We start from the raw sequence: 24,813 nt of genomic DNA on the forward strand, positions 1-24,813 counted from the left end.
CCTCGCGAGGGGTGGCGCGGGTCGCGCGCGCGTACTCGGGGAAGCGGGAAGGCCGCCGCCGGGTTGCGACGGCGGCCCGCTCCGGGTGGGACTCAGCCCTGGATGCCGAGGCGCTCCAGGATCAGCTCGCGGACGGTCTTGGCGTCGGCCTGGCCGCGGGTGGTCTTCATGACCGCGCCGACCAGCGCGCCGGCCGCGGCGACCTTGCCGCTGCGGATCTTGTCGGCGACGACCGGGTTGGCGGCGATCGCCTCGTCGACGGCGGCGGTGAGCGCGCCGGTGTCGGAGACGACCTCCAGGTGCCGGTTGGTCATGATCTCGGTCGGCGAGCCCTCACCGGCCACCACGCCCTCCAGCACGGTCCGGGCCAGCTTGTCGTTGAGCTTGCCCGCGTCGACCAGGCCCTGCAGCTCGGCCACCTGGCGCGGGCTGGCACCGACGTCGGCCAGCTCCATGCCGGTCTCGTTGGCCCGCCGGGACAGCTCGCCCAGCCACCACTTGCGGGCGGCGGCCGGGGTGGCGCCGGCGGCCACGGTCTGCTCGATCAGCTCGACCGCGCCGGCGTTGAGCACCGACTGCATGTCCAGGTCGGACAGGCCCCACTGCTCCTGCAGCCGACGGCGGTGCAGCCGCGGCAGCTCCGGCAGGGCGGCCTTCAGCTCGGCCACCCAGGCGGTGTCGGGCGCGAGCGGCACCAGGTCCGGCTCCGGGAAGTACCGGTAGTCGGTGGCGGTCTCCTTGGACCGGCCCGGCGTGGTGTCCCCGGTTTCCTCGTGGAAGTGCCGGGTCTCCTGGGTGATCTTGCCACCGGCGTCGAGCACCGAGGCCTGCCGCAGCATCTCCGACCGGACCGCCCGCTCGACCGAACGCAGCGAGTTGACGTTCTTGGTCTCGGTGCGGGTGCCCCACTCCTCGCCCGGCCGGTTCAGCGAGGTGTTGACGTCGCAGCGCAGCGAGCCCTCCTCCATCCGGACGTCGGAGACGCCCAGCGAGCGGATCACGTCGCGCAGCTCGGTGACGTACGCCCGGGCCACCTCCGGCGCCAGCGCGCCGGTGCCGGGGACCGGCCTGGTGACGATCTCGACCAGGGGGATGCCGGCCCGGTTGTAGTCGACCAGCGACTCGGTCGCGCCGTGGATGCGACCGGTGGCGCCACCGACGTGCAGCGTCTTGCCGGTGTCCTCCTCCAGGTGCACCCGCTCGATGCCGATCCGCACCAGCTCGCCGTTGACCTCGACGTCCAGGTAGCCGTCGAAGCAGAGCGGCTCGTCGTACTGGCTGATCTGGAAGTCCTTCGGCATGTCCGGGTAGAAGTAGTTCTTCCGGGCGAACCGGCACCACTGCGCGATCGAGCAGTTCAGCGCCAGGCCGATCCGGATCGTCGCCTCGATGGCCGCCTTGTTCGCCACCGGCAGCGAGCCGGGCAGGCCCAGGCAGACCGGGCAGACCCGGGTGTTCGGCTCGCCGCCGAAGTCCGTCGGGCAGCCGCAGAACATCTTGGTGTTCGTGCCCAGCTCGACGTGGGTCTCCAGGCCGATCACCGGTTCGTAGCGCGCGACGACCTCGTCGTACGCGGGCAGTGTCGTCGTCATCTGAGCTCCTGCCTACAGTGCCGGTGGGGTGAAGGTGCCGACCGTGGACTCCAGCGCGGCGGCGACCCGGTACATCCGGTCGTCGGCCATCGTCGGGGCCATGATCTGCAGGCCGACCGGGAGCCCCTCGGAGAGGCCGCACGGCACCGAGATGGCCGGCCCGCCGTACAGGTTGGTCGGGATGGTGAACAGGTCGGCCAGGTACATCTGGTACGGGTCGGACGTGCGCGCCCCGATCGGGAACGCCACGAACGGGGTGGTCGGCGAGATCAGCGCGTCCACCTGCTCGAACGCCGAGGTGAAGTCCCGGGTGATCAGCGTCCGGACCTTCTGGGCCTGCCCGTAGTAGGCGTCGTAGTAGCCGGAGGAGAGCGCGTACGTGCCGATCATGATGCGGCGCTTGACCTCGGGGCCGAAGCCGGCCTCCCGGGTCAGCGACATGACCTCCTCCAGCGACCGGTTGCCGTCGTCGCCGACCCGCAGGCCGAACCGCACGCCGTCGAAGCGGGCCAGGTTGGAGGAGCACTCGCTCGGCGCGATCAGGTAGTAGGCCGGCAGCGCGTACTTGAAGTGCGGGCAGGAGACCTCGACGATCTCGGCGCCCAGCTTCGCGAGCGCCTCGACCGACTCGCGGAACGCGGCCATCACGCCCGGCTCGGCGCCCTCGCCGGTGAACTCGGTGACCACACCGAGCTTCACCCCGGTCAGGTCGCCGGTCGCGCCGAGCCTCGCCGCGCCCACCACGTCCGGCACCGGCTGCGGGATGGAGGTGGAGTCACGCGGGTCGTGCCCGCCGATCACCTGGTGCAGCAGCGCGGCGTCCAGCACCGTACGCGCGCAGGGGCCGGGGGTGTCCAGCGACGAGGAGAACGCCACCAGGCCGTACCGGGAGGTGCCGCCGTAGGTGGGCTTCGCGCCGACGGTGCCGGTGACCGCGCCGGGCTGGCGGATCGAGCCGCCGGTGTCCGAGCCGATCGACAGCGGCGCCTCGTACGCGGCGAGCGCGGCGGCGCTGCCACCGCCGGAGCCGCCCGGGATCCGGTCCAGGTCCCACGGGTTGTGGGTCGGGCCGTACGCCGAGTATTCGGTGGAGGAGCCCATGGCGAACTCGTCCATGTTGGTCTTGCCGAGCATCACCGTGCCGGCGTCGCGCAGCCGCTGCACGATCGTCGAGTCGTACGGCGGGCGCCAGCCCTCCAGGATCTTCGACCCGACGGTGGTCGGCACGCCCCTGGTGGTGAGCACGTCCTTGACCGCGACCGGCACGCCGGCCAGCGGGCCCAGCGCCTCGCCGGCGGCCCGCCGCTCGTCCACCCGGCGGGCGGCGGCCAGCGCGCCGTCGGTGTCGACGTGCAGGAACGCGTGCACCCGGTCGTCGACGGCGGCGATCCGGTCGAGGTGGGCCTGCGTCACCTCGACGGCGGAGGTCTCCCCGCTCGCGACGAGCCCCGCGATCTCGGTCGCGCCGAGCTTGATCAAGTCGCTCATGAGGCCACATCCTCGTCCAGGATCCGCGGGACGCGGAACCGCTGCTCCGCGACGTCAGGGGCACCCGACAGCGCCTCCTGCGGGGTCAGGCACGGCGTCACCACGTCCTCGCGGAGGACGTTGGTCAGCGGCACCGAGTGGGAGGTCGGCGGGATGTCCGCCGCGGCGACCTCGCCGACCTGGGCGACCGACTGGAGGATCACGTCGAGCTGACCGGCGAAGGTGTCCAGCTCCTCCTCGGTGACGGCGAGCCGCGACAGTCGCGCCAGGTGCGCGACCTCCTCGCGGGAGATGGCGGCCATCGGTGCCCCCTTCGTGGCTGTCCTGCTGCGTCTGCGTGTGCCGGCCGCGCGGTCGAGGTGGAGATGACGCGCGGTGACCGGAGCGAGTCTATTGTCCTGCGCCCGCGCCGACGCCTCCGACTCCCCCTCCACCCGCCCGCCGGGACGTCGAGTCGTCCACGACAGCGGGTCCGTAGCGCGCTCACGGGGCCCCCGCCCGCCCCGTCGCGGGCGGTCACCGGGTCGGCCGGCGGGGAACCTCCGCGTCCGCCGTCACCGTTGGGCGCACCGGCCGGTACCGGGCCAGCCAGGTCACCAGTGCCTCGGCCGGCATGGGCCGGGCGTGGAACCAGCCCTGCGCCACGTCGCAGCCGGCCGCGTGGAGCAGCCGCCAGGTCCGCTCGTCCTCCACGCCCTCGGCCACCACCCGCAGCCCCAGCGCCCCGGCCAGCTCGATCATCGAGCGGACGATCGCGGCGTCGTCGGGGTCGTCGGCCATGCCGAGCACGAACGACCGGTCCACCTTCACCTCCGACAGCGGCAGCCGGCGCAGGTGCTGCAGCGACGAGTAGCCGGTGCCGAAGTCGTCCAGCGCGATCCCCACCCCGATCCGGTGCAGCTGGGTGATGCTGGCCAGCACCCGTCGGGGGTCCGCCATCAGCGCCCCCTCGGTGATCTCCACCTGCAACCGGTCCGGTCGTACCGCGTAGCGGGCGAGCCGGTCGGCGATCTGGTCGGCGATCTCCCCGGTGTGCAGGTCGCGGACGCTGACGTTGAGCGCCGCGCGCAGGTTGATCCCCGCCGCCGACCACTTCGCCAACTGCTCGACCACGTCGTCCACCACCCGCCGGGTGAGCAGCCGCATCACCGCGCTCTGCTCGGCGACCTGGATCAGCTCCCCCGGATCGACCATGCCGCGGCGCGGGTGCCGCCAGCGCAGCAGCGCCTCGACCCCGACGACCTCCCCGGTGGCGATGGCGATCTGCGGTTGGTAGTACATGGTGATCTCGCCCGGGTCGTCGCCCTCGTCGCTCCACCGGGCCGGGCCGCCGCTCCCGCCGCCCGCGGCGGCGCCGCCGGCCGGCCGGTCGCCGGTCCCGGTGTCGCCGGTCCCGGCGTGGTCGGCCACGGTGTCGTCGGCCACGGGCGCGGCCCGGTCGGTGTGCGGATCGGGCGGCACCGGATCGGCGAACGGGTCGGCCGGCGCCGGCAGGCCGGCGCCCGGGTCCGGGACCGGGTCCCCGGGACGAACGCCGTTCGAGGCCGCCCGGGCGGCGCGGCGCCGGATCGGGTCGGCCCCGGTGACGATCCGGTTGATCAGCTCGTCGTCGTGCCGCAGCTCCACCCGGTCCCGCCGCCGACGCCACCGCCGCCGCCCGGGGGCTACCCCGGGCGCGGCGAGGTCGTCGTCCGTCCCCGCGGCGCCGTCGGCCAGCCGGCCGGTCGGGGCGAGGGCGGCGCCGTCCCCGCCGCGCACCCCGGCCTGCGGTCCCGCGACGTCACCCGGGCCGCCGGGCGGCCCCACCGGCCCCGATTCCAGTACGCGGCGCAGGTCGGCCAGGAGACTCAGCCGCTCGGCCGAGTTGTGGTCGGACTCGGCGGCGTAGACGGCGACAGTGTCGTTGCGGTGCTTGGCGTCGTACATCGCCACGTCGGCGTGGCGCATCAGGGTGGCGAAGTCCTCGCCGTGCTCGGGGAAGATGGCGATGCCGATCGATCCGCCGACGTCCAGCGGCAGGCCGTCCAGGGAGACCGGCTCGGTGAGCGCGGCGGCCACCCGTTCGGCCAGCCCACGGGCCTCCTCGATGCCGGTCAGTCCCGGGGCAACGATGGCGAACTCGTCCCCGCCGAGCCGGGCGACGAGGTCGCCGTCACGGACCACGTCGGTGAGCCGGGCGCTTACCTCGACCAGCAGCCGGTCCCCCACCGCGTGCCCGAGGGCGTCGTTGACGTGCTTGAACCGGTCCAGGTCGATGAGCAGCAGGGCGAGGTGGGCGCCCGGCTCACCCCGGGCGGTCCGCTCGCCGTGCAGGTGCACCTGCTCGGCCACCTCGGCCAGCAGCGCCTTGCGGTTGGGCAGCCCGGTGAGCGGGTCGAGCGCGGCCAGCTGCTCCTGCTCGGTGGAGAGCCGGGCCATCCGGTAGACCGCGAAGAGCGGCACCAGCACCAGCGGGATCAGCGCCGCGCTGGCCCGCGCGGCGGCCACCAGCACCGGGGCGAGCAGCAGCAGCGAGCCGGTGGAAATCAGCTCGTACGCCAGGCCGAGCCGGACGCTGGGCCACCAGCGGTCCCCGAATCGCAGCCGGATCGCGCTGCTCACCAGGCCGTAGTTGACCGCGAACCAGGCGGCGGTGGCGCCGCCGACGGCCGCGACGTCCGTCCAGTGCAGCCGGCCGCCGTCGAAGATGGCGCCCGGGCTGAGCCGGGTGATCCCGTATGCGGCGCCGAGGGCGCAGGCGTACTGGGCGGCGTTGAACGCGGTCCGCCACGGCGCGTACCCGAGCCGCCAGCCGGACACCGCGACCGCCACCGCTTGGACGGCGACCGCCGGACCGAGCCCCCAACCGAGCAGGATGGCGAAGCTGAAGCAGGTCGACGGGAAGACGGCGGAGGTCTGCCGCCGGCCGGGTGGGACGAAGGGACGCGCGTCGCAGGCCACGGCGAGGGCCGCCATGGTCCAGAAGGCCGCCGGCAGGTCGGGCAGCCGGTCGGGCAGCCCGGCCAGCGGACCGGCCGAGAGGAGCACGGCGAGGGCGAAGACCGCGGCGACGAAGCCGAAGAACGGCGTCACCCGCCCTGGTGGGACGGAGTTTCGCGGATCGGCGGCCGCCATCACACCTCCCGGGATCGGCCGTGGCGTGCTCCGCACACACGCCGTGCACCAATGAAACGCCCTCGGTCCCGATTTCCCCGATACGACAGTCACGAATCGGTCGTAGTCGTAATTAAGTTGGTATACGCCACAGGCCCCGCCCGAGCCTTCCGGGTCACTCCTCGGTGCGGGCGACGTCCCGGGCCGCGTCCGGGCCGGAGTTCAGCAGCACCCGGAAGCCCTCCTCGTCGAGGACGGGCAGCTTGAGGCCGGCGGCCTTGTCCGCCTTGGAACCAGGATTGTCCCCGACCACCACGAAGCTGGTCTTCTTGGACACCGAGCCGGTCACCTTGCCGCCCCGGCTCTGGATCGCCTCGGACGCCTGGTCCCGGCTGAAGCCGGCGAGAGTGCCGGTCACCACCACGGTGAGCCCCTCCAGCGGGCGCGGCCCCTCGTCCACCGCCTCCTCGGCCATCCGTACGCCCGCCTCGGCCCACTTGCGCACCACCTCGCGGTGCCAGTCGACGGCGAACCACTCCTTGATGCTGGCGGCGATGGTCGGGCCGACACCGTCCACCGAGGACAGCTCCTCCTCGGTGGCCGCCTCAATGGCGTCCATCGAGCGGAAGTGCCGGGCGAGGGCCTGCGCCGCGGTGGGGCCGACGTGCCGGATGGAGAGCGCGACCAGGACTCGCCACAGGTCCCGCTCCTTGGCCACGGCGAGGTTGTCCAGCAGCTTGGTGGCGTTGCTGCCCAGGCTGCCGTCCTTGTTGACGAAGAACGGCGAGCGGGCGAGCTGTTCGGCGTCGAGGGAGAACAGGTCACCCTCGTTCGTGATGATCTGCGCGTCCAGCAGCGCGGCCGCGCCCTTCTCGCCGAGCACCTCGATGTCGAGCACCCTGCGGCTCGCCAGGTAGTAGATCCGTTCGCGGATCTGGCCCGGGCAGGTACGCGCGTTGGGGCAACGGATGTCGACGTCGCCCTCCTTCGCCGGGGCGAGGGGGGTGCCACAGGCCGGGCAGGTGGTGGGCATGACGAACGGCCGGGCGTCGGCGGGCCGCAGGTCGACCACCGGGCCGAGCACCTCGGGGATGACGTCGCCGGCCTTACGCAGCACCACGGTGTCGCCGATCAGCACCCCCTTGCGCTCGACCTCGCGGGCGTTGTGCAGGGTGGCCAGCGCGACCGTCGAACCGGCCACCCGCACCGGCTCGAGCACGGCGAACGGGGTGACCCGGCCGGTGCGCCCCACGTTGACGTCGATGTCGATGAGCTTGGTGGTCACCTCCTCCGGCGGGTACTTGAAGGCGATCGCCCAGCGCGGGGCGCGGCTGGTCGAGCCGAGCCGGCCCTGGATGGCGACCGGGTCGACCTTGACCACCACGCCGTCGATCTCGTGCTCGACGTCGTGCCGGTGCTTGCCGTAGTAGGCGATGTATTCCGCGACGCCGGCCAGGTCGGGCAACACCCGCCAGCGGTCGCTGGTCGGCAGCCCCCACGCCTTCAGCGCCGCGTACGACTCGGACTGCGCCGCCGGCTGGAAGCCCTTGCGGGCGCCGATGCCGTGCACCACCAGGCGCAGCGGCCGGGAGGCGGTGATCCGCGGATCCTTCTGCCGCAGGCTGCCGGCGGCGGCGTTGCGCGGGTTGGCGAACGGCGCCCTGCCCTGCTCGACCAGGCCGGCGTTGAGGTCGGCGAAGGCGGCGACCGGGAAGTAGATCTCGCCCCGGACCTCCAGGAACTCCGGCACGTCGGGGAAGTCGTCGGAGGGGGTGAGCCGGGCCGGCACGTCCCTGATGCTGCGGACGTTGGCGGTGACGTCCTCGCCGGTGCGCCCGTCGCCCCGGGTGGCGGCCCGGACCAGGCGCCCGCGCTCGTAGGTGAGGTTGATCGCCAGGCCGTCGACCTTCAGCTCGCAGAGGTACGGCACCGGACCCCCGGCGTCCCGCTCGACCCGCTCGGCCCAGGCGGCGAGCTCCTCGTCGGCGAAGGCGTTGTCCAGCGAGAGCATCCGCTCGGCGTGGGTGACCGGGGTGAAGTCGGTGGAGAAGGTGCCGCCGACCCGCTGGGTCGGCGAGTCGGGGGTGCGCAGCGCCGGGAACTCCGCCTCCAGCGCCTCCAGCTCGCGCAGCTGCTTGTCGAACTCGGCGTCGGAGACGGTCGGCGCGTCGAGCACGTAGTAGCGGTACTGGTGGTCGGTGAGCTCCTGGCTCAGCGTGGCGTGCCGCTCCCGCGCCTCCGGGGTCGGCTCGGCGCCCGCCGCCGCCTCCTGCGCGGGGCTGACCTGCTGGGGAACCGCTTCTTCGGACACCCTGCCGCCTTCCGACACCGCTGTCGACCTCAAGTGATCGTGCTCCCCCGCACGGTAGCGCCCGGGTCGGACAACCGTCCTGCCACCCGCCCTGACCAGGGTCGCGGCCCCCACGCCACCCCCGCCGCGCCGACCGGCGCGGCGGCCGGGGGCGTGCGAGGATCGCCGGACGGCGGCGAGGTGCGCCCGCCGGAGGGCGAGAGGCAGGGGAACCGATGCCGGAGTGGGTGCCGTGGGCGGCGGCGATCGTGCTGGCCGTCGCGGCCGGCTGGCTGTGGAACGAGTGGCGCCGCCGGGCCGCCGGACGCCGGTCCGCCCGGCGGGACGGCGGCCGGACCGGCACCCGCCCCGGTCGCGGCGGCACCCGATCCGGCGGCGCCGGCACCCGCCCCGGCGGCGAACGGGGTGGGACGACCGCCCCGCCCCGGCCGCGCGGGGCGGACCGGCGACCGGCCACCGTGCCGGGCCCCGGCGAGATCTGGTGGGCAGACGTGCCGTACGCGGACGGCACCGGCTCGAAGGTGCGCCCCTGCCTGGTGCTGCGCGCCGACGACCGGGGCGCCGACGTCCTGAAGATCACCAGTCAGGACAAGTCGGACCGCGACGATCACGTCCGCATCCCGACCCGGGGCTGGGACGCCGACGCCGACCACGACAGCTTTCTCGACGTCAGCGCACCCATCCGCGTCCCCACCACCGCCTTCGAGGACCGGGCCGGCACCTGCGACCCCACCCTCTGGCGCCAGCTGCGCAAACTCCCCCAGCTAGCCACCTGACCCCACCCGTGACGGGCCGCGGCCGGGGAGGGGTGGCGGGGTGGCGGGTCAGTCGTGGGGGGTGGCGAGGGTGGTGAGCTGGTCGGCGTACTCGACGCGGGCGGCCCAGTCCGCCGGCCAGGCGGGCATGCCGTGGGCCGCGCCGACGAAGGCGCCGGCCAGGGCGGCAATGGAGTCGGAGTCGCCGGCGGTGGTGGCGCCACGGGCCAGCGCGCCGACCGGGTCGTCGGCGTGCCACACGGCGCAGAGCAGCGCGGTCGCCAGGGCCTCCTCGGCGATCCACCCCTCCCCGGTGTGCCGGCACGGGTCGCCGCCGTCGTCGGCGCGGCCGAGCGCGGCGTCGAGCCGGGCGAGCGCGTGCAGGCACTCGTCCCAGCCGCGGGCGATGAACTCCTCCGGCGTCGCCACCCCGGGACGCTGCCAGAGGTCACCGAGCCAGTCGCCCCGGTAGGTCCGGCGCTGCTCGTGGGCCCGGACGGTCAGCAGCCCGGGCACGTCGGCCAGCGCGGCGCCGTCGCGCAGCAGCCGGACCGCGTACGCGGTCAGCTCGCTGGCCGCCAGACCGGTCGGGTGACCGTGGGTCAGGCCGGCCTGGAGCTGGGCCAGCCCGGCGAGCGTGTCCAGGTCGACGTCGAGGAGGCCGATCGGGGTGACCCGCATGTTCGCGCCGCAGCCCTTCGAGTCGACCACCGTCGCCTCCTGCCAGCGGGTGCCCCGGGCCAGCTCGGCGCAGGCCCGCAGGCAGGTCATGCCGGGTGCACGGTTGTTGTCGGGGCTGGCCGCCCACTCGAGGAAGCGCCGCCGTAGCGGCGTCTCCACCGCCTCCGGCGTGAACGCGGGCGAGTCCTGCAGCGCCCAGCCCACGGCGAGGGCCATCTGGGTGTCGTCGGTGACCAGCGCGGGATCACCGACCAGCTCCCGGGGGCCGGCCGGGCCGTACCGGCGGACGATCTCGGCGACGCTGAGGAACTCGGTGGGCTTGCCCAGGGCGTCCCCGTAGGCGAGACCGAAGAGCGAGCCGGAGGCCCGCCGGAGCGAGGAGTCGATCACGGTGGCGATCATGCCCGGTGGCCGCAAGCCCGCACCAGGGCGGGCCGCCCGAAGACCCCGGTTCAGTCCCAGCAGAGGCAGAACGGGTGTCCGGCGGGATCGGCGTACACCCGGAAGCCGTCGCCCTGGCCCGGTAGCCGCCGGGCGCCTAGCGCCAGCGCCGCCTTCTCGGCGGTCTCGATGTCGTCGACGGTGACGTCGAGGTGGAACTGCTGGGGCCGCTCCGGGTCGGGCCAGGCCGGCGCGCGCAGGCCGGGCGCCCGCTGGAAGGCGAGTCGCGGCAGGTGACCGGGCGGACCGCCGAGCACCACCCAGTCGTCACCGTCGGAGTTGTCCTCGATCATCGGCAGGCCCAGCAGCTCGGCGTAGAAGCCGGCCAGGGCCCGCGGGTCGGGGCAGTCGATCACCATGGAACGCAGCTGTCCAATCATGCCGGTCATCCTGCCCCGGAGGTACGACGGAAAACCTCACTCCTCGTACAGCCGGCGGCCGGCGTCCCGACAGGCGACGAGGACCGCGCGGGCGTACCCCGGCGTGGCACCGGCGAGGCCGCAGGCCGGGGTGACCACCACCTGCTCGGCGAGCCGGCGGCGGGGGAAGCCGAGGCGGTCCCAGAGCTGGCGTACCCGGTCTGCGACCTGGGTGGACGTCGGCGCGCGACCGGCGGGCGGCGGCAGGGCCGGCGCGGCGCCGGCCAGCAGCCCGAGCCCCGCGTCGATCGCCTCGCCGAGCGGGTCCAGGTCGGTGACCAGGCCGAGGTCCAGCGCCACCCCGACCGCCCCGGCGGTACGGATCAGCTCCAGTGGCACGTCCGGGGCGCAGCAGTGCACCACGGTCGGCGCCCCGGCCGCCTCGACGACCGTGCGCAGCAGCGTGCGGGCGACCTCGGACTCCACGGCCCGCTGGGTGCCGAAGCCGCTCTCGGTGGGCACCCGGCCGGCCAGCACCGCCGGCAGGGACGGCTCGTCGAGCTGGAGCAGCACCGACGCGCGGGGCAGCCGGCGGCGTACCGCCTCGACGTGCCCGCGCAGCCCCTCGGCGAGCGAGCCGGTGAGGTCGCGCACCGCGCCCGGGTCGCGCAGCAGCTTGCCACCGATCGGCAGTTCCAGCGCGGCGGCCAGGGTGAACGGGCCGGCGGCCTGCACCTTGACCGGTCCGGCGTACTCCTCGGCCTGCTCGGCGAGCTGGTCCAGATCGCGTTCCATCAGGTCGCGGGCGCGGCGCAGGTCCTTGCCGGGGCGCGGGGCGATCCGCCAGCGGGCCGCGTACAGCTCGACCGGCAGCTCGACCAGCAGGCCGCCGGTACGGCCGATCAGGTCGGCGCCCGGCCCCCGGGCGGGCAGTTCGGGCAGGTGCGGCAGGGCGGGCAGCTCACCGAGCACGATCCGCTGCGCCTCGGCGATGTCGGTGCCGGGCAGCGAGCCGATGCCGGTCGCCGCCCCGGCGGGCCAGGGCCATACGTGATCAGTCACGCGCGAAGACTATCCGCTGCGCCGGCCACTGCCCGGCGGGACGGCGCTCCCCGCCGAGTGACGGCCCCGGCCGGGCGGCGGTCCCCGGTGACCGCGCGCCCCCACCGTCCCCCGGCGCGGCGTCGAACGGCTCGCACCCGTCGGGCGGCAGGGGGTGGAGCCGTCCGGGCAGCCAGGCGGTCGGACGGGAGAGGCGCCTGTGACGCCACCGCGACGGCCGGCCGGTCCGCTGCCGACACCATTGCCACACCACGCTACGAAGCTGATGACGTCAATGGATCGGCTGTCCTCGGCGACTCGGCGAAGAAGGTCTCTGCGCGCGTCGCCTCCCCGGGCCTGATTCATTCACGACATCAGCTTCATAGCGTGATGCGGGTGTATCAGCCGGTGATGGTGGCCGAGCCCAGCACCACATCCCCAGCCGGGTCCGGCCGGTACGCCACGATCGCCTGGCCGGCGGCGACCCCGCGGACCGGGCGGCGCAGCTCGGCGGCGAGCCCGTCGGCGGAGACCTCGACGGTGGCCGGCACCACGTCGCCGTGCGCCCGCAGTTGCACCTCGCACTCGACCGGCGCGGTCGGCCGCTCGCCGCCCGTCCAGACCGGCCGGGTCGCCCGGACCTCGGCGACCTCCAGCGCCTCGGCCGGGCCGACGGTCACCGTGTTGGTCTTCGGGGTGATGGAGAGCACGTAGCGGGGCCGACCGTCCGGGGCCGGCCGGTCCAGGTGCAGCCCGCGCCGCTGGCCGACGGTGTAGGCGTACGCGCCCGTGTGGCTGCCGACCACCGCGCCGGTGACCGCGTCGACCACCGCGCCGGGGGCCTCGCCGAGCCGCTGGGCGAGGAAGCCGCGGGTGTCGCCGTCGGCGATGAAGCAGATGTCGTGCGAGTCCGGCTTGTCGGCCACCGCGAGGCCGCGCCGAGCGGCCTCCGCGCGGACCTCGGCCTTGGTGGAGTCGCCGAGCGGGAAGATCGACCGGTCGAGCTGCGCGCGGGTCAGCACCGCGAGGACGTACGACTGGTCCTTGGCCAGGTCGACGCTGCGCCGCAGCAGACCGTCGGCGCCGAGGCGGGCGTGGTGGCCGGTGACCACCGCGTCGAAGCCCAGGGCCACGGCCCGGTCCAGCACCGCGGCGAACTTGATCTTCTCGTTGCAGCGCAGGCAGGGATTCGGGGTACGACCGGCCGCGTACTCGGCGACGAAGTCGTCCACCACGTCGGAGTGGAAGCGGTCGGCCATGTCCCAGACGTAGAACGGGATGCCGATCACGTCGGCGGCCCGCCGGGCGTCCCGGGAGTCCTCCAGCGTGCAGCAGCCACGGGCGCCGGTGCGGTAGGTCTGCGGGTTGCGGGCCAACGCCAGGTGCACCCCGGTCACGTCGTGCCCGGCCTCCGCCGCGCGCGCCGCCGCCACGGCGGAGTCCACCCCGCCCGACATCGCCGCCAGAACCCTCACCAGCCCACTCCCCTCATCCCACCGAGCGTATCCGGGTCAGCGGGGAGTGCGGAGGGCGGCAGCCCGGCGGGCGCGGTCCACCGCCGCCGGGAGGGCGACGATGAGGGCGTCGACGTCGGCGCGGGTGCTGGTGTGGCCGAGGGTGAAGCGCAGCGAGGAGCGGGCCCGGTCGTCGTCGGCGCCCATCGCCAGCAGCACGTGCGAGGGCTGGGCCACCCCGGCCGAGCAGGCCGAACCGGTCGAGCAGGCGATGCCCTGGGCGTCGAGAAGCAGCAGCAGCGCGTCGCCCTCGCAGCCGGGGAAGGAGAAGTGCGCGTTGCCGGGAAGGCGGTCGACCGGGTCGCCGTTGAAGACCACCTCGGGCACCGCGTGTCGGACCCGCTCGACCAACTCGTCGCGGAGCGCGGCAACCCGGGCGGCGTACTCCTGCTGGCCCTTCACCGCGGTCTCCACGGCGACCGCGAAGGCCACGATGCCGGCGGTGTCGAGGGTGCCGGAGCGGACGTCCCGCTCCTGGCCGCCGCCGTGCAGCAGCGGGGTGGCCGCGACGTCCCGGGCCAGCAGCAGCGCACCGACCCCGGCCGGCCCGCCGAGCTTGTGCCCGGTCACGGTCAGCGCAGCCATGCCGCTCGCGCCGAAGTCGACCGGCACCTGGCCGACCGCCTGGATGGCGTCGGTGTGGAACGGCACGCCGTGCTCGGCGGCGACCGCCGCCAGGTCGGCCACCGGCTGCACGGTGCCCACCTCGTTGTTGGCCCACATGGCGGTGACCAGGGCCACCCGGTCGCCGTGGGCGGCCAGCTCCGCGCCGAGCCGCTCCGGGTCGAGCCGGCCGGCGGCGTCGACCGGCAGCCAGCCCACCTCGGCGCCCTCGTGGCCGGCCAGCCAGTCCACCGCGTCCAGCACCGCGTGGTGTTCGACCGCGCTGGAGACCACCCGCGTCCGCTCGGGGCGGGCGGCACGACGGGCCCAGAAGATGCCCTTCACCGCGAGGTTGTCGCTCTCCGTGCCGCCCCCGGTGAAGATCACCTCGGAGGGGCGGGCGCCGAGCACGGCGGCCACCCGCTCACGGGACTCCTCCACCCGCCGGCGGGCACGCCGGCCCGCCGCGTGCAGCGAAGACGCGTTGCCGACCTCGCGGGCGGTGGCGACGTACGCCTCGAGTGCCTCGTCGAGCATCGGGGTCGTCGCCGCGTGATCCAGGTAAGCCATCACCGTTCAGCCTAACGGCCGAGACCCGGCACGCCGGATGCCGGAGTGCCGCTCGGCGTACGGGGCGGCCGCGCGGATGCTGCGGGACACCCAACTCCACCAGCACGTCGCGAATCTCCCGAGGGTTCCGGGGTACTACGAGGTCGGGCTGACCGATCCCGAGACGATGCGGATGTTCCGGGTCGGTACGCTGAGCGAGGGCTCGGGAGACGAGTTGCTGTCGATGCCCTCGAACACGACAACAAGCCCGCCCACTCCGGCGACAGTTCGCTGAGGGGCACCCTGACGGGCTGATCGGCGGGCCGGCTCAGCTCCCCGGCCCGCCGATCAGCTCCCTTCCACCGCACGGAAGGGCCGCAACACGGAAAGAGCCGCCGCCCGGAACCCCGGACGGCGGCTCTTTCGTGACCGGGCAGGTCACTTGCGCTTGCGGATCTCCTCGGCGGCCTGCGGAACGACCTTGAACAGGTCACCCACCACACCGAAGTCGGCCAGCTCGAAGATCGGGGCCTCGCCGTCCTTGTTCACGGCGACGATGGTCTTCGAGGTCTGCATGCCGGCCCGGTGCTGGATCGCGCCGGAGATGCCCAGCGCGACGTAGAGCTGCGGGGAGACGGTCTTGCCGGTCTGGCCGACCTGGAACTGGTGCGGGTAGAAGCCGGAGTCGACGGCCGCGCGGGACGCGCCGACGGCGCCGCCGAGCAGGTCGGCCAGCTCCTCGACCAGCTTGAAGTTGTCGGCGTTGCCGACACCGCGACCGCCGGAGACGACGACCGACGCCTCGGTGAGCTCGGGGCGGGAGCCCTTCTGCTCGGCGACCCGGTCGACGACCTTGGCCAGCTTGTCGGCGTCGGTGACGGCGACGGTGAGCTGCTCCACCGCCGGGGTGGCCGGGGCCGGGGTCGGGTTGACCGAGTTCGGCCGGACGGTGACCAGCGGCAGGCCCTTGGTGACCTTGGACTTGACGATGGTGGAGCCGGCGAAGGCGACCTGGGTCGCGGTGCCGTCGGCGTCGAGACCGACCACGTCGGTCAGGATGCCGTTGTCCAGCTTGACGGCCAGTCGGGCGGCGATCTCCTTGCCCTCCTGGGCCGAGGCGAGCAGCACGGCGGCCGGCTGCACCCGCTTGACCAGGTCGGCCAGCACGGTGGCCTTCGGGGCCACCAGGTAGCCGTCGATCTCCTCGCCCTCGGCGGCGTAGATCTTCTCCGCGCCGTACTCGCCCAGCTTGGCGCTCAGCGCCTCGGCGGCGCCGGAGCCACCGAGCACCACCGCGCTGGGGGTGCCCAGCTCGCGGGCGAGGGTGAGCATCTCCAGGGTGACCTTCTTGACGCCGAATTCCTTGGTGGCTTCGACGACGACGAGAACCTCAGCCATGTCCAGACCTCTCACACGAACTTCTCGGTGGCGAGGAACTCGACCAGCTTGACGCCGCCCTCGCCCTCGTCGGTGATCTTGGCGCCGCCGGAGCGCGGCGGGCGCTTGGTGTGCTCGAGCACGGCGCTGGTCGCGCCGTCGAGGCCCACCTCGGTCGGGGCGACGCCGAGGTCACCCAGGGAGAGCGTCTGCACCGGCTTCTTCTTGGCGGCCATGATGCCCTTGAAGGACGGGTAGCGCGGCTCGTTGATGGTGTCCCAGACGGAGACGACGGCCGGGGTCGAGGCGGTGACCACCTCGTAGCCCTCCTCGGTCTGCCGCTCGACGGTCAGGGTGGCGCCGTCGACGGTGAGCTTGCGCGCGCCGGTGAGGGCGGCGACGCCCAGCCGCTCGGCGATCATGTGCGGCATGACCTGGACCCGGCCGTCGGTGGACTCGGCGCCGCAGATCACCAGGTCGGCGTTGAGCTGCCCGAGCGCGGCGGCGAGCACCTTGGAGGTGGCCACGGTGCAGGACCCGTGCAGGGCGTCGTCGACGACGTGCACGGCCTTGTCCGGGCCCATCGAGAGCGCCTTGCGGATCGACTCGGTCGCCCGGTCCGGACCCATGGTCAGGATGGTGACCTCGCCGCCGTGCGCCTCCTTGATCTTCAACGCCTCTTCGATGGCGTACTCGTCCATCTCGTTGATGACGTTGTTCGCCGAGCCGCGGTCGACGGTGTTGTCGTCAGAACGCAGGTTGCGGTCCGCGCCCGAATCGGGCACCTGCTTGACGAGTACGACGATGTTCATCGCGCTTCGACGACCCTCCTGTTTGGTGTTGCGATCACTCGCCCGGTCTCGGGCGCAGCCTCCCGCGTGACTTGACGGTCGGTCAACCACGGGCTGCTGTGCAGTTGCCCACGCGCAATGTTACCCGCAAGTAGCATCGTCTCCCCGGGGCCTCAGAGTGACACAACTCACCGAGGACCGCAGCGCCGGGTAAACTCCTGAATCGGGAGGTGACGTAAATGTCGGAAATTGGCACTTCGGCGGGAGTCCGGCACGCGGCGGACGGCGCGGACGGCGCCCGGCGATCCTGCCGCCGGATGCTCCCCGACACCTACCGCTGCGCCTGCGGACGGGTCCGTGACCGCTGCGTCCGGAGCACCGTCCGCGCGCTCTGGTCCGGCGCCGCGGTCAGGCCGGCCCGGCCAGCGCGGCCCTGATCCTGTCGATCACCGCAGCCTCCGCCAGGGCCACCCCGCGGTGGGCGCCGGCCACCCGGTCGGCCGCCGCCAGCACCACCGAGCGGTACGCCTCGACCTCCCCCGGCGCCTTGTCCCGCAGGATCGCCACCGCCCGGGTCAGCGCCGGCAGCGCCACCGCCTCGACCTCCAGCGCGGAGTCCCGGGGCAACTGCGGCAGCGGGCCGACGGTGAGCGCCTCCTTCACCACGCCGCTGGCATCGCTCAGCGCCCCGGACGCGGCCATGCTCTCCCGGATCATCGCGAACATCCCGGGCTCGGCGTTCGACACCAGGAAGACGGCGCCGAACGCCCCCGTCTTCAGGGTGAGCCGCTCCTCCGCCGTCAACCGCTCCATGATCACGGAGTGTAGACGTACGGGGTCGTCGTGGTGACCGCTACCAGCCCGAGCCGCTCCAGGATCGGCCGGCTGTCCTCCGAGCAGTCCACCTGAAGCAGCGTCCGGCCGCGCTGCTCGGCCAGCCGCGCCCGGTACGCCACCAGCGCCCGGTAGATGCCCTTACGGCGCCACTCCGGCAGGGTCGAGCCGCCCCAGAGGGTGCCGAAGCCGGTGTTGGCCGGGTAGCGGATCCAGCCGGCGCTGACCACGGTCTCCCCCGCCTCGGCCACCACGATCGTGATCGACTGCGGGTCGGCCTCGATCTCCTTCGCCAGCCCGGTCACCAGGTGGCTCCGGTCGCTGTGCCAGACCGCCTCCTCCATCGCGGCGATCCGTTCCAGGTCCTCCCGGCTGGTGACCTCGCTCAGGCGTACCCCGTCGGGCGGGAGCGGGACGGCGCCGGCCAGCGCCGAGACCGGCCCGACCACGACGGTCTCCTGGTCCTCGGGCACGAACCCGGCGGCGCGCAGCCGGTCACCCAGGTCGGCCGGCTCGTCGTGGCCGTTGAGCTTCCACTCCACGCCCTCGCCCCGGGCCCGGAAGAACTCCACCTGTCGGGCGATCAGCGCGTCCAGCTCCGCGCCGGCCAGGCCGTCCAGGGTGCGGTACGTGAGGAAGCCGCGCTGGTCCAGGCCGAGGATCCGGACCAGCGGGCCGTCCCGTTCGACGGTCACCCCGGCGGGCAGCGGATCCGGGATCTCCGGGCGGAGCTGGGTGTCGTAGGCGTCGCGCAGGGTCCGCGCGTCAAGATCGGTCATCCCCCCAGGCTATTCACCGGGCAAAGCGGATAATCGGCGACGTGTGGGAGGCGATCAGGCGGTGGTTCGACCCGCGCGAGGTGCGGTCGGTCGGCAGCAGGCCCGACTACCGCTTCTCGCTGGCCAACGAGCGGACCTTCCTGGCGTGGCTGCGTACCGGGCTGGCGCTGATCGCCGGCGGACTGGCCGCCGCCCAGTTCCTGCCGTCGCTGCCCGTGGCCCACCTGCGCGAGGTGATCGCCATCGCGCTGCTGTTGCTCGGCGGGGCGGTCGCCGTCCGGGCCGTCGACCACTGGGCGCGTACCGAGCGGGCGATCCGGCTCGGCGAGGAGCTGCCGGCGTCCCGCTTCCCGGCCGTGCTGGCCCTCTCCGTCGCCCTCGGCGCGCTGCTGCTGGTGGTCGCGGTGCTGGCCCGGGCGCTCGGGTGACCGGCGACCCCGGGCTTCAGCCGGAGCGGACCCGGCTGGCCTGGCGCCGGACCCTGCTGGCGTTCACCGCGGTCGTCGTGCTGATGGTCCGGCTCGGCCTCACCGGCGACCTGGCCGGCGCGCTGCTGGCCGGCGTGGCGGTGGTGGGTTGGCTCGGCATGCTCGCCCTGAACTGGCGCCGGGCCACCGGCGCCGGGACGCGTCGGGCGCAGCGCTGGTCGTTCCCGCTGACCGCGCTGGCCGCCGCCGGGTTCGCCGTGCTCGGCGTGCTGATGGTGGTACGCGGGCTGCGCTGAACGGCATCGGTGGTCCATGATGTCGGACATGGTTCGCCTGTACGGGCTTCTCTTCCTGGCCGAGGTCGTCCTCGGCATCTGCGCGCTGATCAGCTGCCTCTCCGCGGAGGAGGGCGAGATCCGGGCGCTGCCCCGCATCGCCTGGGTACTGATCATCCTGTTCTTCCCGCTGGTCGGCTCGATCGCCTGGTTCGTCGCCGGTCGGGAGGCGGGCGCGGGCCGCGCCCGGACCGCCTGGCCGATGGGGAACGGCTTCTCCGAGCGGGACCGCGGTCGCCCGAGGGCGGCGCCGGACGACGACCCGGCGTTCCTGTCGTCCATCGGGGAGGTGCCCCGGCAGCAGGACCAGGAGCTCTTCCGCCGCTGGGAGGACGACCTGCGACGCCGCGAGGAGGAGCTGCGCCGCCGGGAGACCGAGCAGGACCGGCCGGAGGTCTGAGCGCCGGGTCACACTCGACGCCTGAGGGCCCGCACGGCGAGCGGGGCGAACACGGCGGCGAGGGCAGCGGCCCAGATCAGCGACTGGACGACCGGCCCGGCCACCGGGCCGCCGACCAGCAGGCCACGCAGCGCGTCGGCCAGGATGGTCACCGGGTTGACCTCGACCCAGCGTTGCAGCCAGGACGGCATGGTCTCGGTCGGCACGAAGGCGTTGCTGGTGAAGGTCAGCGGAAAGATCACCATGAAGCCGAAGATCTGCACCTTCTCCGGCTCGCTGACCAACACCCCGACCAGCACCGAGATCCACGAGGCGGCCAGCGAGAAGGCGAGCAGCAGAGCGAACGCCCCGAGCAGGCCGAGCGCGCCGTTGCCCAGCCGGAACCCGAGGATCGCACCGACCCCGACCAGCAGCGACACCGACCACGCCTGCTTGACCGTGTCGGCAAGGATCCGCCCGGCCAGCGGCGACCAGCGGGCGATGGGCAGCGCGCGGAGCCGGTCGAACACCCCCTTGGTCAGGTCGTTGTTCAGCCCGAAGCCGGTGGTCATGGTGGCGAAGAAGGCGTTCTGCACGATGATCCCGGGCAACGCGAACTTGAGGTAGTCGCCCGGCGTGCCGGAGATCGCCCCGCCGAATACGTACGTGAAGAGCAGCACGAACATCACCGGCTGGATGCTCAGGTCGAGCAACTCCATCGGGTTGTGCTTGATCTGCACCAGGCTGCGCCAGGCGAGCGTGAGAGTGTGCCGCAGCCCGGCGGCGAGGCCCGGCCGGCGGGCCGGGGCCAGCGGGGCCGCGGTGAGGGTGGCGGCGGTCATGCCGGAATCCCTTCCAGTTCAACGTCGGAGCGGCCGTCCTGCTCGGCCCGGTGGCCGGTCAGGGAGAGGAAGACCTCGTCCAGGCTGGAGCCGCGCAGGGCCAACTCGGCGATCGTGATCTCGGCCTGGTCGAGCCGGCGCACCACGGCGGGCAACACACCGGGGTCGTTCACCGGCACGGTGACGGTGGTCTGGGCGACCTCGGGGGTCCCCCCGGCGACCTCCGCGGCGATGGACACCACGGTCGGCAGGTCGCTGGCGTCCGCCGGCCGGACGGTCAGGATCTGCCCGCCAGTCTTCGCCTTCAGCTCCTCCGGGGTGCCCTGGGCGATGACCCGCCCCTGGTCGACGACGGCGATCTCGCCGGCGAGCTGGTCGGCCTCCTCCAGGTACTGGGTGGTCAGCAGCACGGTCACCCCGTCGGCGACCAGGCCCCGGACGATGTCCCACAGCTCGTTGCGGCTGCGCGGGTCGAGCCCGGTGGTCGGCTCGTCGAGGAAGAGCACCTGCGGCCGGCCCACCAGGCTGGCGGCCAGGTCCAGGCGGCGGCGCATGCCGCCCGAGTACGTCTTGGCCGCCCGGTCGGCGGCGTCGCTGAGCTGGAAGTCGGCGAGCAGTTGCCGGGCGCGGGTCCGGGCGTCGGCCCGGCGCATCCCGAGCAGCCGGCCGATCAGCAGCAGGTTCTCGGTGCCGGTCAGCGTCTCGTCGACCGAGGCGTACTGGCCGGTCAGGCCGATCAGCTGGCGGACCCGGTGCGCGTCGCGGCGGACGTCGTACCCGCCCACCGTGGCGTGCCCCTCGTCGGCGGCGAGCAGGGTGGCGAGCACCCGTACCGCGGTGGTCTTGCCCGCCCCGTTCGGCCCGAGCAGACCGAAGACCGTCCCGGTGGGGACGGCGAGGTCGACTCCGGCGAGGGCGGTGGTCGCGCCGAAGCGGCGGACCAGTCCCTCCGCCTGGATCGCGTATGTCATCGGAACTCCCGTCGTATCGCTGGCCACCCCACGATGAGCGACGGCGCTGACGTTACGTCGACAGCCGCTGACATTCCGCTGATTTTGCTGTGAACAGAAATACGCGACCGCCGCCGCCGGTCACCCGGCGACGGCGGTGGCAGGGTCGGGGGTCAGGCCAGGTTCGACGAGCGGGGGTACGCGTCCGCGGGATCGGTCAGCACGTTGACCAGGTACGGCACGCCGGAGTCGAACGCGCGGGTCAACGCCGGGCCGAGGTCGGCGGCCTTCTCCACCGTCTCGCCCGCGCCGCCGAGTGCCTCGACCACCTTGTCGTAGCGCAGCCCGGGCTGGAGGTCGGCGGCGACGTCGTAGCCGTACATGGCCCGCATCGGGTGCTTCTCCAGGCCCCAGATGCCGTTGTTGCCGACCACGATGACCACCGGGAGCTGCTGGCGGACCAGGGACTCCACGTCCATCAGCGAGAAGCCGGCGGCACCGTCGCCCATCAGCACGCAGATCTGCCGGTCCGGGTGGCTGACCCGGGCCCCCATCGCGTAGCCCATGCCGGTGCCGAGGCAGCCGTACGGGCCGGGGTCGAGCCAGGTGCCGGGCTGCGCCGGCTCCAGGTAGCGGCCGGCGTACGAGACGAAGTCGCCGCCGTCGCCGATGGTGATGGCGTCGGGGGCGAGGGCCTTGCGCAGCTCGCCGTAGATCCGGGCGGGCCGGATCGGGTCGGTCTCGGCGGCCATCTCCTCGGCGTCGCGGGCCTTGGCGGCGTCCTCGGCGACCCGGAGCTGGGCGATCCAGTCGGCGTGGTCGGCCCGGTCGCCGGGGTGCTCCGCGAGGGCGGTGAGGATGAGCCGCAGGTCGCCGGCGGGGGCGGCGGCGGGCTGCACGTGCCCGGCGCGCTGGCTGGGCGCGTCGACGACGTGCACGACCTTGGCGTCGCCGAAGTCGCCGAAGCCGAGCCGGAAGTCCAGCGGGGTGCCGATCACCACGACCACGTCCGCTTCCTTGAGCGCGACCCGACGGGCCTTGGCGAAGGCGAGCGGGTGGGTGGGCGGCAGCGCGCCGCGCCCCATGCCGTTGGTGAAGACCGGCACTCCGAGCGCCTCGGCGGCGGCGCGCAGGGCGTCGACCGCGTCGCCGGCGTACACGTCGGAGCCGGCGATGATCACCGGCCGGCTCGCGCCCGCGATCAGGCCGGCGGCCTTCGCCACCTCGTCCGGGTCGGCCTCGATCGGGGCGATCGGCGAGACGGTCGGCAGCTCGGCGTCGCCGACCGAGAAGACCGCTTCGAGGGGGAAGTCGAGGAAGGCCGGGCCGCGGTGCGGGGTGAGCGCCGCGGTGAGGGCGGCGGTGATCGCGCGCGGGATGTCGTCGGCGCTGAACACCGTCTCGGCGTGCTTGGTGACCGGGGCGACCAGCGGCAGGTGGTCCATCTCCTGGAGGCTGCCGGAGCCCCAGCGGAACTGCGGGGCCCTGCCGCCGAGCACCAGCACCGGGGAGGCGTTGAAGAAGGCGCTGGTCAGTCCGGAGACGCCGTTCGTGACGCCGGGGCCGGCGGTGAGCACGGCCAGGCCGGGGCGGCGCTGGAGCTTGGCCACCGCCTCGGCGGCGAAGACGGCTGACTGCTCGTGCCGGACGTCGTAGATCGGGAAGTCGTTCTTGTGCGCGGCGTCGTAGAGCGGGAAGACGTGCCCGCCGGAGAGGGTGAACATCTCTCGTACGCCGTGCGCGCGCAGCGCCGCCAGCGCCAGCTCCCCGCCGTGGCCCTCGACCCGTTCCGTCATCGCCGCTCCCCTTCGTCACAGATACGGAGTCACACGCTACTGGCCGGTAGGAAGAATGTGAACCGTTCTCGGGTCGGCGGCGGGTGTCCGCCGCCGACCCGGACCGGCTCAGCGGCCGGTGAAGTCCGGCTTGCGCTTCGCCACGAACGCAGCCATGCCCTCGCGCCGGTCATCGGTGGCGAAGAGCGCCGCGAAGAGCTGGCTCTCCCAGGCCAGGCCCGAGTTGAGGTCCATGTCCAGGCCGCCGTCGACGGCCTGCTTGGCCGCCCGCAGCGCCTGCACCGGGCCGGTCAGGAAGGGCTTCACCAGCGCCGCCGCCGCCGCGTAGACCTCGGCGGCCGGGACCACCCGGTCGGCCAGCCCGATCCGCAGCGCCTCCTCGGCGTCGACCATCCGACCGGACATGACCAGGTCCTTGGCGCGGGCCGGGCCGACCAGCCGGGCCAACCGCTGGGTGCCGCCGGCGCCGGGGATGATGCCGAGCTTGATCTCCGGCTGGCCGAGCTTGGCGTCTTCGGCCACCACCCGCCAGTCGCAGGCGAGGGCCAGCTCGCAGCCGCCACCGAGGGCGTACCCGGTGATGGCGGCGACCACCGGCTTGGGAATCCGGGCGATCGCGCCCAGCGCGCTGGAGAGGTCGGCGGCCCGCTCCGCCATGTCCACGTAGGACATGTCGGCCATCTCCTTGATGTCCGCGCCGGCGGCGAAGACCTTCTCCCCGCCGTACACGATGACCGCGCGGACCTCCGGGTCGGCGGTGGCGGCGGCCGCGGCGGCGCGCAACTCCTCCTGCACCTGGGTGTTGAGCGCGTTCATCGGCGGCCGCTCCAGCCGGATGGTGCCGATGCCGTCCTTGGTTTCCAGCCGAACGAACTCGCCCACGCTGCCCTCACTTCCTCGTCGAAGTCGCGTGCCAACCTTACGACCCGGGTCGTTGGGGTAAGTAGTCTGGTGTCCGCCCCCACATCGGGAGTCAGGCCATGATCACGTACTACGACGACAGGTCGGTGCAGGTCACCTCCACCGCCGTCCGGGTGGACGGCCGGGCGTTCCCGCTCGCGGAGATCAGCATGGTGTGGCACCGGCGGGGCAGCCGCTCCTGGCGCGTGCTCGCCGGCCGGGGCGCGATCGGCGCCGCGCTCGCCGGCCCGCTGGTCGCCGCCGCGCTCGGCTTCGCGCTGGCGCTCTGGCTGCACCGCTCCCCCACCGTCACGGTCGCCATCGTCGGGGTGTCGGTGCTGATCGGGCTCGGGGTCGGGCCGCTCGCCGACTTCCTCTTCGAACACCTGGACCGCTCGTACGCCCGGGGCAGCCGGCAGTTGGAGATGTGGGCCCGCTGGCGCGGCCAGCCGGTACGGCTGCTGTGCACCGGCGACGCGCTGCGCTTCGGCCAGATCTACCGGGCCGTGCAGCGGGCGATGGAGTCCGCGCCGACGTCCCGCCGTCAGAAGGCGATCGGCACGTCCGGCAGCAGCCCGAGGCCGCGCAGCAGGCCGTAGGTGTCCTGCTCACCCCAGAACTGGACGATCCGCCCGCCGGCCAGCCGGTACATCTTGCAGGCGCTCTGCACCGTGGTCTCCCCGGTCGCGTCCCGCCGGTACGTCTGCGCGAACGAGATGACGACCCGGTCCTCGGCCGCGAACAGTTCCAGGATCTCCTGGTCGAGCACGGTCAGCCCCGGCGACGAGACGGCCCCCTCGACGAAGTGCCGCCCTCGCACCGCCGTGCCCGAGCCGTAGATCTCCACGTCCTCGGCGACCACCTCGGCCAGCTCGGCCAGGTCCTTGGTGACGAAGGTCCGCAGGTACCGCCGGACCACCTCGACGTTGCGCTCCCGCAAATCGCCCCCCATGCGCTCCGACCGTACGCCGGGCC

24 protein-coding genes are annotated in these 24,813 nt (G+C 73.7%); 5 read left to right on the forward strand and 19 right to left on the reverse strand.

What is annotated here, in order from left to right; all coding sequences use genetic code 11:
• Positions 1-92 precede the first annotated feature (92 nt).
• The 5 genes from gatB to ligA form a co-directional block, all read right to left on the reverse strand.
• Positions 93-1,592, reverse strand: coding sequence for an Asp-tRNA(Asn)/Glu-tRNA(Gln) amidotransferase subunit GatB (gene gatB / locus GA0070613_RS02250; protein ID WP_089010752.1), 1,500 nt, complete (start codon positions 1,590-1,592; stop codon positions 93-95).
• 12 nt (positions 1,593-1,604) lie between these two features.
• Entirely contained in the window at positions 1,605-3,080 is a 1,476-nt protein-coding gene (gene gatA, locus GA0070613_RS02255) for an Asp-tRNA(Asn)/Glu-tRNA(Gln) amidotransferase subunit GatA (protein WP_089010753.1), read from the reverse strand.
• Positions 3,077-3,382 carry an Asp-tRNA(Asn)/Glu-tRNA(Gln) amidotransferase subunit GatC gene (gatC, locus tag GA0070613_RS02260; RefSeq protein WP_089010754.1) on the reverse strand — a complete coding sequence of 102 codons (306 nt, stop codon included), beginning with the start codon at positions 3,380-3,382 and terminating at the stop codon, positions 3,077-3,079. The genes gatA and gatC overlap by 4 nt, the downstream gene beginning before the upstream one ends.
• Positions 3,383-3,596: 214 nt before the next feature.
• Positions 3,597-6,194: a putative bifunctional diguanylate cyclase/phosphodiesterase gene (locus GA0070613_RS02265; protein ID WP_089010755.1), complete on the reverse strand. Its 2,598-nt coding sequence runs from the start codon at positions 6,192-6,194 to the stop codon at positions 3,597-3,599.
• Between the two features lie 154 nt (positions 6,195-6,348).
• Positions 6,349-8,484 (reverse strand): NAD-dependent DNA ligase LigA, encoded by a 2,136-nt coding sequence (ligA, locus tag GA0070613_RS02270; RefSeq protein ID WP_089010756.1) that lies wholly within the window; start codon positions 8,482-8,484, stop codon positions 6,349-6,351.
• Between the two features lie 215 nt (positions 8,485-8,699).
• Here ligA and GA0070613_RS02275 point away from each other — a divergent pair, with 215 nt between their 5' ends.
• Positions 8,700-9,260 carry a type II toxin-antitoxin system PemK/MazF family toxin gene (locus GA0070613_RS02275; protein WP_089010757.1) on the forward strand — a complete coding sequence of 187 codons (561 nt, stop codon included), beginning with the start codon at positions 8,700-8,702 and terminating at the stop codon, positions 9,258-9,260.
• 48 nt (positions 9,261-9,308) lie between these two features.
• Here the strand turns inward: GA0070613_RS02275 and GA0070613_RS02280 are convergent, their stop codons facing one another.
• The 9 genes from GA0070613_RS02280 to GA0070613_RS02325 form a co-directional block, all read right to left on the reverse strand.
• Positions 9,309-10,322 carry an ADP-ribosylglycohydrolase family protein gene (locus GA0070613_RS02280; protein ID WP_089010758.1) on the reverse strand — a complete coding sequence of 338 codons (1,014 nt, stop codon included), beginning with the start codon at positions 10,320-10,322 and terminating at the stop codon, positions 9,309-9,311.
• Positions 10,323-10,372: 50 nt separating this feature from the next.
• The gene (locus GA0070613_RS02285) at positions 10,373-10,741 is read right to left on the reverse strand and encodes a VOC family protein (RefSeq protein ID WP_172875743.1); all 369 of its coding nucleotides are present in this window, start codon (positions 10,739-10,741) and stop codon (positions 10,373-10,375) included.
• Between the two features lie 36 nt (positions 10,742-10,777).
• Positions 10,778-11,782, reverse strand: a complete 1,005-nt coding sequence (locus GA0070613_RS02290) for a uroporphyrinogen decarboxylase/cobalamine-independent methonine synthase family protein (RefSeq protein ID WP_089010760.1) — start codon at positions 11,780-11,782, stop codon at positions 10,778-10,780.
• 380 nt (positions 11,783-12,162) lie between these two features.
• Positions 12,163-13,236, reverse strand: a complete 1,074-nt coding sequence (gene mnmA, locus GA0070613_RS02295) for a tRNA 2-thiouridine(34) synthase MnmA (protein ID WP_089010761.1) — start codon at positions 13,234-13,236, stop codon at positions 12,163-12,165.
• A gap of 36 nt (positions 13,237-13,272) precedes the next feature.
• Positions 13,273-14,448 carry a cysteine desulfurase family protein gene (locus tag GA0070613_RS02300; RefSeq protein ID WP_089010762.1) on the reverse strand — a complete coding sequence of 392 codons (1,176 nt, stop codon included), beginning with the start codon at positions 14,446-14,448 and terminating at the stop codon, positions 13,273-13,275.
• A gap of 417 nt (positions 14,449-14,865) precedes the next feature.
• Positions 14,866-15,825: an electron transfer flavoprotein subunit alpha/FixB family protein gene (locus GA0070613_RS02310; protein WP_089010763.1), complete on the reverse strand. Its 960-nt coding sequence runs from the start codon at positions 15,823-15,825 to the stop codon at positions 14,866-14,868.
• Positions 15,826-15,836: 11 nt separating this feature from the next.
• Positions 15,837-16,616 carry an electron transfer flavoprotein subunit beta/FixA family protein gene (locus GA0070613_RS02315; protein ID WP_089010764.1) on the reverse strand — a complete coding sequence of 260 codons (780 nt, stop codon included), beginning with the start codon at positions 16,614-16,616 and terminating at the stop codon, positions 15,837-15,839.
• A 387-nt stretch (positions 16,617-17,003) separates the two neighbouring features.
• Entirely contained in the window at positions 17,004-17,408 is a 405-nt protein-coding gene (locus tag GA0070613_RS02320; RefSeq protein ID WP_089010765.1) for a hypothetical protein, read from the reverse strand.
• Between the two features lie 2 nt (positions 17,409-17,410).
• Positions 17,411-18,208, reverse strand: a complete 798-nt coding sequence (locus GA0070613_RS02325; protein ID WP_089010766.1) for a GNAT family N-acetyltransferase — start codon at positions 18,206-18,208, stop codon at positions 17,411-17,413.
• A gap of 41 nt (positions 18,209-18,249) precedes the next feature.
• Here GA0070613_RS02325 and GA0070613_RS02330 point away from each other — a divergent pair, with 41 nt between their 5' ends.
• The 3 genes from GA0070613_RS02330 to GA0070613_RS02340 are packed head-to-tail and all read left to right on the forward strand — an operon-like array spanning position 18,250 to position 19,371.
• Positions 18,250-18,636: a YidH family protein gene (locus tag GA0070613_RS02330; protein ID WP_089010767.1), complete on the forward strand. Its 387-nt coding sequence runs from the start codon at positions 18,250-18,252 to the stop codon at positions 18,634-18,636.
• Entirely contained in the window at positions 18,633-18,932 is a 300-nt protein-coding gene (locus GA0070613_RS02335) for a DUF202 domain-containing protein (protein WP_089010768.1), read from the forward strand. Before GA0070613_RS02330 ends, GA0070613_RS02335 begins: the two co-directional genes overlap by 4 nt.
• Positions 18,933-18,960: 28 nt before the next feature.
• Positions 18,961-19,371 carry a PLD nuclease N-terminal domain-containing protein gene (locus GA0070613_RS02340; protein ID WP_089010769.1) on the forward strand — a complete coding sequence of 137 codons (411 nt, stop codon included), beginning with the start codon at positions 18,961-18,963 and terminating at the stop codon, positions 19,369-19,371.
• A gap of 8 nt (positions 19,372-19,379) precedes the next feature.
• On the opposite strand, the gene GA0070613_RS02345 is transcribed toward GA0070613_RS02340, so the two are convergent.
• From GA0070613_RS02345 to GA0070613_RS02360, 4 genes are all read right to left on the reverse strand, one after another.
• On the reverse strand, positions 19,380-20,192 hold the full coding sequence (locus GA0070613_RS02345) for an ABC transporter permease (RefSeq protein ID WP_089010770.1): 813 nt from the start codon (positions 20,190-20,192) through the stop codon (positions 19,380-19,382).
• Positions 20,189-21,163 carry an ATP-binding cassette domain-containing protein gene (locus GA0070613_RS02350; RefSeq protein WP_089010771.1) on the reverse strand — a complete coding sequence of 325 codons (975 nt, stop codon included), beginning with the start codon at positions 21,161-21,163 and terminating at the stop codon, positions 20,189-20,191. The genes GA0070613_RS02345 and GA0070613_RS02350 overlap by 4 nt, the downstream gene beginning before the upstream one ends.
• Positions 21,164-21,315: 152 nt before the next feature.
• Positions 21,316-22,938 (reverse strand): acetolactate synthase, encoded by a 1,623-nt coding sequence (locus tag GA0070613_RS02355; protein ID WP_089010772.1) that lies wholly within the window; start codon positions 22,936-22,938, stop codon positions 21,316-21,318.
• 108 nt (positions 22,939-23,046) lie between these two features.
• Entirely contained in the window at positions 23,047-23,820 is a 774-nt protein-coding gene (locus tag GA0070613_RS02360; protein ID WP_089010773.1) for an enoyl-CoA hydratase-related protein, read from the reverse strand.
• Positions 23,821-23,918: 98 nt separating this feature from the next.
• Here GA0070613_RS02360 and GA0070613_RS02365 point away from each other — a divergent pair, with 98 nt between their 5' ends.
• A complete protein-coding gene (locus GA0070613_RS02365) occupies positions 23,919-24,437 on the forward strand; it encodes a DUF6232 family protein (RefSeq protein ID WP_089010774.1) in 519 nt (172 codons plus the stop codon).
• On the opposite strand, the gene GA0070613_RS02370 is transcribed toward GA0070613_RS02365, so the two are convergent.
• Positions 24,383-24,790: a nuclear transport factor 2 family protein gene (locus GA0070613_RS02370; RefSeq protein ID WP_089010775.1), complete on the reverse strand. Its 408-nt coding sequence runs from the start codon at positions 24,788-24,790 to the stop codon at positions 24,383-24,385. The two genes, GA0070613_RS02365 and GA0070613_RS02370, sit on opposite strands and share 55 nt — an antisense overlap.
• Positions 24,791-24,813: the final 23 nt, after the last annotated feature.

The sequence above is a fragment of the Micromonospora inositola genome, assembly GCF_900090285.1.
In the GTDB taxonomy this organism is placed as follows: Bacteria; Actinomycetota; Actinomycetes; order Mycobacteriales; family Micromonosporaceae; genus Micromonospora; species Micromonospora inositola.